Raw genomic sequence first — 13,297 nt, forward strand, 5'->3', positions numbered from 1 at the left:
ATATGTACCCGATCCGTCTCGCCCTGGTGGCCAGCATTCTCGGCACGCCGCTTCCCAGCCGGGCCGCGCCCGGTGCCGCCCAGGGCGGCACGACCCGGGAGGAGGCCACCGTCATGGCCGCGAATGGCGAACCGTCTTTGCAACGAAGCGGCGAGGCCCAGTCTTCCCGTGAGGCGAGACCCTGAGGACACATCTGTGTGCTGCGCGCGGGAGGGGCGCGTGCAGTTGCGTTGCCTATGGCTTGCGCACCGTCTCCTGGTGGTCTAGCGCATCCCTTCCTGAAGCAGTCTTGGGGCCAGAATGTCGTCGGCGGTGGATCGCAGCAGTGTGGGCCGGGACCATCCGCGCGCAGCGTTGGATGCTTCGTCGGTCAGGGATGCCTATCGGCGCTGGGCGGGTGTCTACGACGCGCTTTTCGGTGGTGTCTCGGCTTTCGGGCGCAAGCGCGCGGTGGCGGCGGTCAACCGCCTGCCCGGCGCGAGGGTCCTGGAAGTCGGCGTCGGCACCGGGCTGGCCCTGCCGCTCTACCGGCGCGACCTGCGCGTGACCGGCATCGACCTGTCGCGGGAGATGCTGGAGAAGGCCGCCGAGCGCGTGACCAACGAGCGCCTGCCCCATGTGGATGGGCTGCTGGAGATGGACGCGGAGGCGATGGCCTTCCAGGACGGCGCCTTCGACATCGCGGTGGCCATGTTCACCGCCTCCGTGGTGCCGAACGCGCGGCAACTCTATGCCGAGATGAGCCGGGTCGTCCGCCCCGGTGGCCGGCTGCTCTTCGTGAACCATTTCGCGGCCGAGGCCGGGCCCCGCTGGTGGGTCGAGCGGGCCATGGCACCGCTGTCGCGTGTCCTCGGCTGGCATCCGGATTTCGAGCTTTCCGCCCTGCTGGACCGCGAGACCGCGGAGATCGAGGCGATCGAGCCCTGCCCGCCGGCGGGGCTCTTCACGCTGGTCCAGGTTCGCAACGGCGAGGGCCTGCGGCACGCCCTGGCCGCCTGATCGCTCCCCGCCGGGGGAAGGATACCGCTTCAGGGAAAAGCCCCGCCGGCATCGCCGGCGGGGCTTTCCCGTTCGTGGGGGCCGGTCCGGGGATTCACCTCCACGGCGATCGGCGGGTAAGCTCGCAGGCTCGAATCAGGGGCGGCCACGCCGCCCGGGGCGAGGGGGCCGCATGCGCGCCAGTATCCGAGGGACCGAGATCTATTTCGACGTGGAAGGCATGGGGCTGGTGCCCGATGGCGACACGATGCGCGAGCGCCCTGTGGCGATGGTGATCCACGGCGGCCCGGGCGGGGACCACAGCGGCTTCAAGCCCGGCTACACGCCGCTCGCGGAGCGGATGCAACTGGTCTATTTCGACCATCGCGGCCAGGGCCGTTCCAGCAAGAAGGACCCGGAGAGCTGGAATCTCGACGAGAATGTCGAGGACATGGAGGCGCTGCGGCGGCATCTCGGCCTGGGGCCGATCGTCTCCATCGGCACCAGCTATGGCGGCATGGTCGCCCAGGCGCATGCGGCGCGCTATCCGGAGGCGGTGTCGCATCTGGTGCTGGTGGTCACCGCCGCCCATGGCGGCTTCGTCCCCCGGGCGCAGGCGATCATCGAGGAGCGGGGCACGCCGGAGCAGAAGCATGTCTGCGACATGCTGTGGAACGGCGCCTTCCGCACGGTGGAGGAGGTGCGGCACTACTACGAGGTGATGGGACCGCTCTATTCGCGCCGCTACGACCCCGCCGCCGGGGCCGCCAGCCGGATGCGGACCCTGCACGAGCCCGAGGCGCTAAACCGGGCCTTCCGGCCGGATGGCTTCCTGCGCAGCTTCGACCTGCGGCCGGAACTCGCCCGCATCACCGCGCCGACCCTGATCCTGGCCGGGCGGCATGACTGGATCTGCGCCCCGGAATTCTCGGAGGAGATCCACCGCCTCATCCCCGGTTCGGACCTGCGGATCTTCGAGAACAGCAGCCATTCGATCCGCGCCGACGAGCCCGAGGCGCTGGTGGATGCCATCCGTGGCTTCATCGTCCACAACCACGGCCGCCGCACCGGCTGAGCGGTTTTTCCCGGCTCCCGGATGCGGGAGTCAGCGGCCGCCGAAGAAGCGCTTCATCCGGCCCCACCATCCGGCCGTGCGGTCGATGGCAGTGGAGGGGCCGTTATGGGTGACATGGGGCCGCCGGGCGGGTGGCGGCAGGGCGGAGGCCAGGGTGTGGCGCCCGCTATCCTCGGCGGCGATCAGCCGCGTTTCCAGGGCCAGGACCTCGTCCGTGGTCTCGGTGGCCGCTGCGATGGCGAGGCGGCAGGCATGGGCGGCGTCCTGCCAGGCACCGGCGCGGCGCAGCGCATCCACCACGCGCACCGCCTGTTCCGGCGCCAGGGGCGGGCCGCTGCGCCAGAGTGCCACGGCCTCCAGTCGCCAGGCGCGGGAGAGGTCCGGCAGGCCCTCGTCATCCGCCACCCAGGCGGCCTGGAGCGTCGCCTCGGCGGCGGCGTGCAGGGCGCCGCTTTCCTCCAGCACATGCGCCCAGCCCAGGAAGCGGCGGGCAAGGGGGGGTGGGATGCCTCGTTCACCAGCGCGCGGAAGGGGGCGGCGGCCACGGCCTGCGCCACGGCCGGATGCGCGCGCGTGATGTCCGGCGCCGCATAGCCACAATGCGGGCACTGCTGCAGCCAGAAGCGCATGGTGGAGCGTAGTGGCTCCCCGGGCCGCAGGTCTAGGTCCGGTGCCTGTTCCGGCGGGGGCGCCATGGCGCGGGGCTGCCGGCTTTCCGTGCCGCAGACCGCACAGCGCACAGAGCCGGGCTTGCCGCCAGGCCGTCCCGCGCCGGGCTGGAGAGGGCCGTCCTTTCCCATGCGCCCGGCGTGGCGTTGCGGATCGCCGCCCGGTTCGCCGTCCGGATTGCCGCCTCGGGGGTCGCGCGTGGGGAATGAACTCGCCATGACGGTCCAAGTTAGGCGCAGGAACAGCGCGGGCGAAGGGGGCAGATGGCGGGAGCGCACCATCTTGTGCATGATAGGGCCCCCTTCCGCTTCCGGTGACCAAAGGCGCGATGCCCCGCGGCGATCTTTTTCCCGATATCTCCCCCTACGAGACCGGCCTGCTGCCGCTCTCCCCCACCGGCGGTGCGGCGGGCGGCGTCAACCACGTGATGTACTGGGAGCAGGTGGGCAATCCTCGCGGCCAGCCGGTGCTGTTCCTGCATGGCGGGCCGGGGGCGGGGGCGGGGGCGGTGCATCGCCGCTTCTTCGACCCTGGGCACTGGCGCGTGGTGATCTTCGACCAGCGCGGGGCGGGGCGGTCCCGGCCCCTGGGGGAACTGCGCGAGAACACCACGCCGCATCTGGTGCAGGACATCGAGACGCTGCGGCGCTTCCTCGGCATCGAGCGCTGGCTGCTCTTCGGCGGGTCCTGGGGCTCGACCCTGGCGCTCGCCTATGCCCAGGCGCATCCGGAGCGGGTACTGGGCTGCGTTCTGCGTGGGGTCTTCCTGGGGCGGCGAGAGGAGGTGGACTGGTTCCTCTATGGGCTGCGCCGGATCTTCCCGGACGCCTGGGCCGCCTTCGCCGAGCATGTCCCGCCCGAGGAGCGGGACGACCTGCTGTCCGCCTATCTGCGCCGGCTGACCGATCCGGACCCGGCCGTGCATCTTTCCGCCGCCCGGGCCTGGAGCAATTTCGAGGGGATGTGCAGCACGCTGCTGCCCTCGCCAGAACTGGTCGCCAGCTTCGCGCAGGACCGTTCCGCCCTGGGCCTGGCGCGGATCGAGGCGCATTACTTCGCCCATGACCTGTTCCTGCCGCCCGAGGGCCTGTTGGGGCGGATGGACCGCATCGCCTCGATCCCGGCCGAGATCGTGCAGGGCCGCTATGACATGGTCTGCCCGCCCGCCACCGCCTTCGCCCTGACGGAGGCCTGGCCCCGCGCGCGCCTGACCCTGGTGCCCGATGCGGGGCATTCCGCCCTGGAGCCGGGAGTGCGGACGGCGCTGGTCTCGGCGGTGGAGCGCTTTCGCCGGCGCTCCTGAGGGGGGAAATGCCACGAGGCGGTTTCCGCCTCGTGCGGGGCGTGCTAATCGGCCTGTGCGTCTCCGTAGCTCAGCAGGATAGAGCACCAGATTCCTAATCTGGGGGCCGTGGGTTCGAATCCCGCCGGGGACATTTTTCCCTTTTAAATCAGGTGATTGGCAGTAGATCCGAACTGTGGCGACAGTCGCTGGCCTGGCTATGTGGCGGGCTGTCGCGAATCTGCGCTGGCGATTGTGGAGTGCCAGGGCGAGGTTCAGGCCATGATGGTTCGGCAAGGGGTGACAGTCGGCGGACGAATATCTTGTTGCGATGTATCAACAAGAGTTATTGCAAAATATATTGCCCCTTATGGTTGCAGCATTGAGTCTTATTCTACAAAAATGATCAAAATAAGAGAATAATATATTTTTTTATACGACATATCCATAAATTTTGGTTGTGCTTATGAAATTAGCTCTCTATAAAACTCTTGCGACTGTGGCGGCGTGGAGAGCAGACACGCTAGGGGGCCGAAACCCTGAATGACGCTGCCCCCATGGTTCGGCATGGGGACATAAGACGGCGGATGAACCGTCCTCCGTCAGCCGGAGTAGCGCCCGGCCCACAGTCTCTTCATCCGCCAGCCGTGGTGGACCGACGGATCGCCACGATGACCCGGGATCAAACCTGGTGCCACCGGGCGATCTGCGTTTCCAGCGGTCGCGGAACAGGTTTGCCAGGGGGCAGGAGGCCCTCTATCTGCTCCGCAGGCCAGTTCCCTCTTCCGGATACACATGTCCCATCCCGGCCCCCGGGCCACTTCACCGGACCCAGCATCCCCAACCGATCCGGCGGCCGCGCTGGGAGGAAACGGGGTCAGCGTTCTCACCTTGGCGAAAGGGCGCCGGGGCCATCTGCTGAATCTGCTGGAAGGATTGTCGCGCGGCACCCGGCTGCCGGAAGAATGCATCCTCGTGGACATGGACGAGACACCGGCTCCCTTGCCGTCCTTGCCCTTCCCCCTGCACCATCTGCACCACCCGTCCTGCGGCCTGCCTTTGGCGGAGGCCCGCAACCGCGCCGCGCGCACGGCGCGCCAGCCGGTGCTGGTCTTCCTGGATGTGGACTGTATCCCGGCCACCGGGCTGGTGGAGGCACTGGCCCGCGACGCCCTGGCGCATGACGCGCTGATCTGCTGCGAGATCCGCTACCTGCCCGCCGGTGCGACCTCCGGCGATTCAGACTGGGAGGAGAGCGGGCTCCTCGCCCGGGGCCTCCGCCACACGGTCCGGCATTTTCCCGAAAGCGGCATCCGCCCCGAGCCGAATACCGGCCTCTTCTGGTCGCTCTGCTTCGCGATCCGGCGCGAGACCTTTCTGCGGCTGGGCGGCTTCGACGAGGGCTATGCGGGCTATGGGGCGGAGGACACGGATTTCGCCTTCCGGGCCCGGGATGCCGGGGTGGGGCTTCTCTTCACCGCCTCGACCCTGGCCTTCCACCAGCACCATACCGTCTATGATCCGCCGCTGCAGCATTTCGGCGACATCCTGCGCAATGCCGAACGGTTCCGGGAACGGCATGGCTTCTGGCCGATGGACGGGTGGCTGGCCGATTTCGCGCGGCTGGGGCTGATCGAGCCACCCGGCCCCGGGCCGTTGCGCGTTCTGCGCCATCCGACGGAGGAGGAGATCGCCCGGGCCGCCTGTGGACCCGAACGGGCCTACTGAGGCCCCATCCGCTCTTCGGGGCGATCCGGCTGGCGTCGATGGCCGCTATCCGCGTCAGCCAGGGACTTTCTTCAGATCCTTGAGGCTGACCGGGCCCTTCTGGCTGGAGAAGACCAGGGCATCGCTGCCACCCTGGCTCTGCGAGACGCCGTGGATCTCATGGTCCCCGCTGTCATAGAGGGTGACGGTGCCGTCCTTCTCCACAGCCAGGCGGTGCGCCTTCGGGAAACAGGCGTAGCGCAGCCCGTTCTGCCCGCCGCTGGAGGAGGGCTGGCCGAGCTTCTCCGGCCACCAGGGCTTCGTCGCCTCCATGGGCTTCATGGGTTCCATGGGCTTCATCGGTTCCACGCCGTCGCATCCTTGCCGTGCCGCGCCGGAATGGCGGCGGTCATTCCGCGTCAGAACCCGCCGGCCCGCGGCCGGTTTCGCCGGAATGGTTGCGGAAGCTGGCATTGCCGAGACCGGTGCCGATGGTGAGCACCCCCCAGCGCGAAACGCCCTGCATCGCCGGGGCCTCGCTCATCCCCTGTGCCACCGCGTCGTTGTGCATCAGGAAGCTGGCCTCGCCACCGCCGATCCGGGGCACCAGCTTCGCCAGGGCGGCGGGCAGGCTGAAGCCGCGGTCCTCCTCCCAGTCACCGCCGGGAAGGTTCTGGCCGCCGCGCTCGATATGCCCTTCCTCGTCGATCAGGCCGGGGCAGCTGATCCCCACCACCGGGGCGAGGCGCAGCCCGGCATGGATCGCCGCGTGGGACAGGTCATGCAGCATGGTGGCGAGGCCGCACACGGCGTCGTCGCGGTCCGGCTTGTCCTCGGCATGTTTCCACAGGCGGGAGGCCCAGACCTGGTCCCGGGCCGGGTCGCGGGGCGCGCATCCGGCCAGGCGCACCACGCCCGCCCGCAGGTTCGTCCCACCGATATCCACCGCCAGGAAGGCATCGCGTCCTTCCAGGACCTCGGCGGGCAGCATGTGGCGCCAGCCCAGCAGCCCGGCCTCGTCCGGATCGTGGTGGATCGGGTGCAGGGAGACGTTCTGCCCGGCCGCCAGCAGCCGCACCGCCGCGCGGCCGATGGCGAGGCGCCCCATCAGCCCGGCGCTGAAGCCGCCCCCGATCACCAGGGCTTCCGTGCCCTTCCAGGCTGGCAGGCCGAGGAAGCGGGTGATGACCTCCGCGAGCTCGGCCGAAAAATCCTCGATGGCGGCCAGCAGGATGCCCATCTCGATGGGACTGCCTTCCTCCAGGGCCTGTTGCAGCCGCTCCTTGCCCAGTTCGGCGAGGCTCTGGCCGGGCCAGGGGTCGGCCGCGCGCCGGCGCCAGTCCTCCAGCCGCTCCAGGAAGGCGTCGCGCCGGGCGCGGTCGCCGACGAAGCCGCCGCCATCCTTCAGCTCGGCATTGTAGTCCTCGACGGAGACCCCGGGCAGCTCGCGCGCGCCGTGGCGGAGGGCGGGAGTGGGCGGGCTGTCCGGCCGGTCCTCGGCCGCTCTGGAAGTGGCATGAAGCATCGTTCATCCGGCGGGCGTGTTCCCCGTAACGCCGCGGGCGGCACCGCTGTTGCCGTCTGGGAGAGGACCCGTGAGAGGCGTGTCATGGAACGGTCACGACGTCGCGGGCGCGCGTGGCGTGCGGGGGCGCGCAGGGAACCATTCCATGGCCCGCGCCGTTGATGCGATCGGGCCGCGATATTCCTGGCCTTCCGCGACGCCGCGGCAGATCGGAGCGTGTCCGGCCAGCGGCGCGACGGCTCTGTTTCCTGCCCAGGCACGCGGTGCCGAAGGCGGAAAGGGTGCCATATGAAGATTGCGATCATTTCGCATCTGAAGTTTCCCATCGCTGAACCATTCTCGGGCGGGCTGGAGATGCACACGCATCTCCTGGCCCGGCATCTGCAACGCCGCGGGCACGAGGTGACGCTGCTGGCGGCGGAGGGTTCCGACCCTGGCCTGGGGCTGGAGCCGGTCTGCCCGCCCACCGGCGTGCCGGGCTCCGGCCCGGCGGAGATCGAGCAGGTGGCGCTGGCCGAGCACACCGCCTATTGCCGGATCGTGGAGCGCCTGCGGGGGGGCGGCTTCGACCTCATCCACAACAATTCCCTGCACTACCTGCCGCTGACCATGTCGGGCCGCTTCGGCGCGCCGGTGGTGACCAGCCTGCACACGCCACCTTTCCTGGAGCTGGAGAACGGGGTGCTGGACCGGGAGGACCGGGACATGCCCTTCATCGCGGTCTCGGAGGCGGTGCGGGCGATGTGGGAGCCGGTGATGCCGGTGGCGGCGGTGATCGGAAACGGCATCGACCTGGATCTCTTCACCCCCGTCATGACCCCGGCCGAGCCGCCGCATGCCATCTGGTTCGGCCGGCTGGTGCCGGAGAAGGGGCCGCATCTGGCCATCCAGGCGGCGCGGCTGGCCGGCATGCCGCTGCGCTTCGCCGGCCCGCTCAGCGATGCCGACTACTGGCGGGACTGCATCGAGCCGCTGCTGGGGGAGGGGGTCACCTATCTGGGTCATCTGGACCACAAGCGGCTGGCGCAGGCCGTGGGGCAGGCGGCGGTGGCGCTCTGCACCCCGCGCTGGGAGGAGCCCTACGGCCTCGTGGTCGCGGAGGCGCTGGCCTGCGGCACGCCCGTGGCGGGCTTCGCGCGCGGTGCCCTGCCGGACATCACCGACCCGCGTTCCGGCCGGCTGGCCCCGGCGGACGATGTGGAGGCGCTGGCCCGCATCATCCCGGAGGCCGGGCGCCTGTCCCGCGCCGACTGCCGCCACCGTGCGGAGGTCTTCTGCGACGCGCGCGTCATGGTGGACCGCTACGAAGCCCTGTACCGGGATACGATCCGGCGCCACGGGCGCTCTGCCCTGGCGGGGCGTTCCACTTCGGACGACACCCGGCCGGGGGAGCGGATGCGGTTCCGCATGGGCAGCCGGGCGCGCCGCGACGGCTCGCCGGACGAAGGCATCGCACGCAGCCAAGCCACGTGATCCAGCTCCCGTGATCCCCTCCCCGGACCCTCTTTCCCTCGACCGCTGCGTCGTCTGTGTTCCCGCCCGCAACGAGGCGGTGGCGCTGCCCCGGCTGCTGGCCGCGCTGGCGCGGCAGGATCTCTGCCGCGACGGCGGGCGGCTGCGGCTCGTGGTGGCGGCCAACAACTGCACGGACGGGACGGTGCCGGTGCTGCGGGGGCTGGCGACGCGGCACCCGGCGCTGCGCCTGCATGTGCTGGAACTTTCCCTGCCGCCGGAACAGGCCAATGTCGGCGTGGCGCGGGCCCGCGCCATGGCCGAGGGCGCGGCCTGGCTGCGCGAGGAGGGCGTCGCGGATGGCATCCTGCTGGGCACCGATGCCGATACCCGGCCGCCGCCGCACTGGGTGGCGGCCAACCTGGCCGCGCTGGCCTCGGCGGATTGCGTCGGCGGCCGGATCGTCATCGAGGACAGCGAGGAGAACCCCGCGCCCGATTGGCTGCGGATGATGCGGGACCGGGTGGATGCCTATTGGTCAGCGGTGCGCGACCTGGCGCATGCGGTCGATCCCCTGCCGCATGATCCGCCGCCGCGCCATGGTGACCATACCGGGGCCAGCCTCGCCTTGCCGGTCCGGTGGTACGAGGCGGCGGGCGGGGTGCCCCCCTTGCCGGTGGGCGAGGACAATGCGCTGGTCGCGGCGGTGGAGCGCGCGGGTGGGCGGCTGCGCCACGCGCCGGATGTCTGGGTCGAGGTCTCCGCCCGGCAGGAGGGGCGGGCCAGCGGCGGCATGGCGGGCGAGATGCGCCGCTGGCACCTGCTGGCCGAAAGCGGCTCGCCGCATCTCCTGCCGGGGGCAGGGTTCTGGCGGCGCGCCTTCGGGCGCCGCCGCGTCCTGCGCGGGGCCTTCCACCGGGGCGGCGGGGCGGAGGATGCGGCGCGGCTCGGCCTGCCGGCGGAGACCCTGGCGCGGCTGGCGGTGGAAAGCCCCAACGACATCGCCTTCGTGGCCCGTGCCGAGCCGCTGTTGCCACCTCTGCCGGGCGAGGAGGCGGAGATTCGCGCCGCCACCGAAGCGCTGCGGGTCATGAGCCGGGCGCTTCCCGCGGCGGAGGCGGTTTGAGACCCATCGGATATTACGTGCATCACCATGGGCTGGGGCACTGGCAGCGTGCCACCGCCCTGGCCCGGCGCTTGCGGCATCCCTGCACCCTGATCGGCACGGTGCCGCCGGAGCGGGCGGCCAGCGCGCCCTGTCCTGTCCTGGCGCTGCCCGACGATGCGCCGGAGCCCGGCCAGCCCGCCGATCCAGGCGGCGTCGCGGCGCTGCACTACGCCCCGCGCGGCCATGCCGGGCTGCGCGCGCGTTCCGCCGCCATCGCCGGCTGGATCGCCACGCAGCGGCCGGCGCTGATGGTGGTGGATGTGTCCGTGGAGGCGGTGCTGCTCGCCCGGCTCTGCGCCACGCCGGTGCTGTCCTTCCGCCTCGCCGGGCGGCGCGACGACCTGCCGCACCGGATGGGTTTCGAGGCGAGCGAGGCGCTGATCGCCCCGTTCCCCGCCGCGCTGGAAGGGCCGGACACGCCGGGCTGGGTGCGGGAGAAGAGCTTCTATGCCGGCTTCCTCGCCGACCCGCCCGCAGCCCGGGCGGAGCCGGAGGACGGCTCGGTGCTGGTGGTCTTCGGGCGCGGCGGGGCGGGCGGCTGCCGCCGCGCGCTGGCCGCAGCCGCGCTGGCCGTGCCGGAGCGGCGCTGGCGGGTGCTGGGGCCGGTCTCCGGTGGGGATGAGGAGCCGCTGCCGCCGAATCTGGAGATCCTGGGCTGGTCCGACCGGCCCGCCACGCTGATGGCGCGGGCCTCGCTGGTGGTGGGCGGCGGCGGGGACGGGGTGCTGGCGGAGGTCGCGGCGCTGGGCCGGCGCTTCCTCTGCCTGCCGGAGCCCCGGCCCTTTGACGAGCAGGTGGTGAAGGCGCGGCGGCTCGCCGAACTCGGCGCGGCGGTGGTGCGGGAAGGCTGGCCGGAGGACGGCGCCTGGCCGGGGCTGTTGCGGGAGGCCATGGCACTGGACCCGTCGCGGCTGGGCGGGTTGTTCGACCCTTCCGCCCTGGACCGCACGGCGGGTTTCATCGACGAGCAGGCGGAGCGGGCGCTGCTCCTCTACGGCTGAGCCGGGGCCGGCGGCGTGCCCTGCTGTGCCGGTTCCTGCTGTTCGGAAGCCTGTTGCAGGCGCCCGACCGGTCCCCGCAGCAGCTCCACCTGCCGCACGATGCGCGCCAGCGGCTCCAGGGCGGGGCCTTCCGCGATCGCGGCGGGCCGGGGCGGCGGGCTGAGGCGGGATTCGGCGAGAGCGGTCAGGGAGGCGTGGATCCACTCCGCCCAGGCCTGCCAGGTGGCGTCGTCCAGTGCCTCGCGCAGGGTGGGGTCGTGGCGCAGGGCGGACAGGCGGCCGGCGATGCGGCGCAGTGTGGCATCCACCACCAGCCCGGCCTCGATGCGCGCCCGGTCCTGCCCAGGTTCCTGCATGGCGCGGGACAAGGAGGATTCGAGGTTGTTCGTGGACACGCCGGCGGCCCTGCGGCTGGCCTCGATGCGGGATTCCGGCTGGGTGCCGGAGAGCACGGCCCGGGCATAGTCGGCATGGGCGGCGAGGGCAGCCTGGACCTCCCGCCGCATGCGGTCAGGCTCCCAGCTCGGCCAGAGCAGCAGCCAGCCGGTCACCGCCAGCAGGCCGCCCGCCACGGTGAAGAGCGCGCGCAGGCCCGCCACCTCCCAGGAGGAATGGGTGGGGTGAAGAAGCTCCGTCAGCACCACGACGATGGTGGTGACCCCCGCCATCCAGGCGGAGAAGCTCACCTGCCGCCCGGCGAAGGCCAGGACGCAGAGCGGGAAGAGCAGGACGGCATGGGTCAGGCTGTCATTTACGCCCGAGGCGAGGGCGGCCCCCAGCAGCCCGCCCAGCACCGTGCCGCCCGCCCGCTCCAGCGCCCGCTGCCAAGTGGTGGCGTAGAAGGGCTGCAGCGTCACCACCACGGTGATCGGCAGCCAGTGGGCGAATTCGTTGCCGGCGAAGGCGAGCGTCACCGCCAGCGCCGGGGCGGCGATCACCGCCGTGCGCAGGGAGTGGCGCAGCACCGCCGAGTTCCAGGTCAGGTTGGCGCGCACGGGCAGGAGCATCTGCTCGCGCCAGGGCAGGGCGGGCGTCGTGCCGGAAGCGCCGCCGGGCTGGTAGCCGCCGGGTGTGCTGAGCTTGGCCGCGACGCGCAGGCGCTCGGCGATGCTGTGGGCGATGCGGTGCAGGGCCGGGTCGGCCTGCGTGGCGCGCAGGGCCGTGGCGAGGGCGCGCTCGATCCGTCCGGGCGGCAGGGTCGTGTCCTCCAGGATCGCCTGGGACAGCACCACCAGGATCGGCCGCAGCACCCGTAGCAGCACGCCCGCCGCCGCCCGCCGCTTCGGGTCGCGAGCCGTCTCGATCAGCTCCGACAGGGCGATCAGCGCGCCGAAGAGCTGCTCGCCGGCCTCCAGCCGCAGCAGGGCCTGGGCGCCGCGCAGCGACAGGCGGCCGCGCATGCCCACCAGGTCCATGACGATGCCGCGGGCGAACTCGATCTCCTCCCGCACCGCGCGGCGATGGGCGCGGGCATGGGCTTCCCAGTCCTCGCCGCTCGCATCCGGGCGGCCGGTCAGGTGGCGCAGATCCTCGGTCAGCTCCGCCAGCCGGTGCCAGACCTGCGACACCGCCGCCCGGGCGGGGCGATAGGGATGCAGCCGCCAGACCACCATGGTCAGCAGCGTCGCCCAGAGGCCGCCGAGCAGGAACAGCCCCGCGATCTCCCCCGCCGTGGCGAGGCCGAGCGGCTGGTCCAGGGACAGGATCAGCACCACCGAGAGCAGGTTGCCCACCGCCGTCGCCGCCGCGCCCCAGACGCGCACGAAGCTGGTGCACAGGATGCCGAGACAGGCCAGCGGAATCACCAGCGGCAGGTCGAGGTTCCGCAGCAGGCCGAAGCCGCTCCAGATCAGCGCACCGGCGATGGTGAAGGAGACCAGCGCCGGGACGCGCGTGCGGATCGGGCCGCCGATGTCGCAGAGGCAGGTGAAGAAGGCGGCCATGGCCATGTAGATCAGCGCCGGCTTTCCCAGCCATTCGCTGAGCAGGATCACCACGGCGCAGGCCAGGGCGGCGCGCACGCCCTCGGCCACCCGGATGGCGCGGATGTCGAAGCCCATCGGCAGCCGCGACAGGTCGGCGCCCGGATTCCGTTCCGTCGCGCGCCAGCGGGAATGGAGGCGGGAGATGTCGGCAATGCGCATCGCCTGCTTTCTGACGCAGCCCGGGGACGGGCAAAACCCCCGAGGCACCGTCTTTTCCGTGAGGGGGGGGGCTGGCGCTTCGCTGCGTGGCTGCCCCCGGGGGAGAGGCTCTGCCTCTCCCGCCGGACCCCCACACCGCCGGGGACCGAAGCCGGTCCCCGGACCCCGGTCTTTCGTGGGCTATGGTGGTGGCCCTCAGCCTGACGCCCGATCCCTGGGAACAGGTGGATCGGCGGGGTTCCCGAGAAAAAGAAAGACACGGTGTCCGCGCTGGTGGCACCGGCAGCCGCCGGAGA

At 71.5% G+C, this 13,297-nt stretch carries 12 protein-coding genes and 1 tRNA gene; 9 read left to right on the top strand and 4 right to left on the bottom strand.

Annotated features, from left to right (window positions below; translation table 11 throughout):
* The first annotated feature begins 2 nt into the window (after positions 1-2).
* From MVG78_RS08255 to MVG78_RS08265, 3 genes are all read left to right on the top strand, one after another.
* The gene (locus MVG78_RS08255; protein WP_247559873.1) at positions 3-185 is read left to right on the top strand and encodes a hypothetical protein; all 183 of its coding nucleotides are present in this window, start codon (positions 3-5) and stop codon (positions 183-185) included.
* Positions 186-300: 115 nt separating this feature from the next.
* Complete coding sequence (locus MVG78_RS08260; RefSeq protein WP_247559875.1) at positions 301-999, top strand: class I SAM-dependent methyltransferase; 699 nt, start codon at positions 301-303, stop codon at positions 997-999.
* Positions 1,000-1,171: 172 nt separating this feature from the next.
* Positions 1,172-2,053 (top strand): alpha/beta fold hydrolase, encoded by an 882-nt coding sequence (locus tag MVG78_RS08265; protein ID WP_247559876.1) that lies wholly within the window; start codon positions 1,172-1,174, stop codon positions 2,051-2,053.
* Between the two features lie 30 nt (positions 2,054-2,083).
* Here the strand turns inward: MVG78_RS08265 and MVG78_RS08270 are convergent, their stop codons facing one another.
* Positions 2,084-2,518: a hypothetical protein gene (locus MVG78_RS08270; protein WP_247559878.1), complete on the bottom strand. Its 435-nt coding sequence runs from the start codon at positions 2,516-2,518 to the stop codon at positions 2,084-2,086.
* Between the two features lie 532 nt (positions 2,519-3,050).
* Here MVG78_RS08270 and pip point away from each other — a divergent pair.
* From pip to MVG78_RS08285, 3 genes are all read left to right on the top strand, one after another.
* On the top strand, positions 3,051-4,025 hold the full coding sequence (gene pip, locus MVG78_RS08275; protein ID WP_247559880.1) for a prolyl aminopeptidase: 975 nt from the start codon (positions 3,051-3,053) through the stop codon (positions 4,023-4,025).
* A 59-nt stretch (positions 4,026-4,084) separates the two neighbouring features.
* Positions 4,085-4,158 (top strand) — tRNA-Arg (locus tag MVG78_RS08280).
* A gap of 737 nt (positions 4,159-4,895) precedes the next feature.
* A complete protein-coding gene (locus MVG78_RS08285) occupies positions 4,896-5,732 on the top strand; it encodes a glycosyltransferase (protein ID WP_247559881.1) in 837 nt (278 codons plus the stop codon).
* A 54-nt stretch (positions 5,733-5,786) separates the two neighbouring features.
* On the opposite strand, the gene MVG78_RS08290 is transcribed toward MVG78_RS08285, so the two are convergent.
* Both MVG78_RS08290 and MVG78_RS08295 read right to left on the bottom strand, forming a co-directional pair.
* Positions 5,787-6,062 (bottom strand): hypothetical protein, encoded by a 276-nt coding sequence (locus MVG78_RS08290; protein ID WP_247559883.1) that lies wholly within the window; start codon positions 6,060-6,062, stop codon positions 5,787-5,789.
* A gap of 58 nt (positions 6,063-6,120) precedes the next feature.
* Positions 6,121-7,236, bottom strand: a complete 1,116-nt coding sequence (locus MVG78_RS08295; RefSeq protein ID WP_247559885.1) for a hypothetical protein — start codon at positions 7,234-7,236, stop codon at positions 6,121-6,123.
* A gap of 288 nt (positions 7,237-7,524) precedes the next feature.
* Here MVG78_RS08295 and MVG78_RS08300 point away from each other — a divergent pair, with 288 nt between their 5' ends.
* The 3 genes from MVG78_RS08300 to MVG78_RS08310 are packed head-to-tail and all read left to right on the top strand — an operon-like array spanning position 7,525 to position 10,857.
* Entirely contained in the window at positions 7,525-8,709 is a 1,185-nt protein-coding gene (locus MVG78_RS08300) for a glycosyltransferase family 4 protein (protein ID WP_247559887.1), read from the top strand.
* Positions 8,710-8,719: 10 nt separating this feature from the next.
* Complete coding sequence (locus MVG78_RS08305; RefSeq protein WP_247559889.1) at positions 8,720-9,814, top strand: glycosyltransferase family 2 protein; 1,095 nt, start codon at positions 8,720-8,722, stop codon at positions 9,812-9,814.
* On the top strand, positions 9,811-10,857 hold the full coding sequence (locus MVG78_RS08310; protein WP_247559891.1) for a glycosyltransferase: 1,047 nt from the start codon (positions 9,811-9,813) through the stop codon (positions 10,855-10,857). Before MVG78_RS08305 ends, MVG78_RS08310 begins: the two co-directional genes overlap by 4 nt.
* On the opposite strand, the gene MVG78_RS21520 is transcribed toward MVG78_RS08310, so the two are convergent.
* Positions 10,848-13,001 carry an FUSC family protein gene (locus MVG78_RS21520; protein ID WP_282615063.1) on the bottom strand — a complete coding sequence of 718 codons (2,154 nt, stop codon included), beginning with the start codon at positions 12,999-13,001 and terminating at the stop codon, positions 10,848-10,850. The two genes, MVG78_RS08310 and MVG78_RS21520, sit on opposite strands and share 10 nt — an antisense overlap.
* Between the last annotated feature and the right edge of the window lie 296 nt (positions 13,002-13,297).

The sequence above is a fragment of the Roseomonas gilardii subsp. gilardii genome, assembly GCF_023078375.1.
Taxonomy (GTDB): domain Bacteria; phylum Pseudomonadota; class Alphaproteobacteria; order Acetobacterales; family Acetobacteraceae; genus Roseomonas; species Roseomonas gilardii.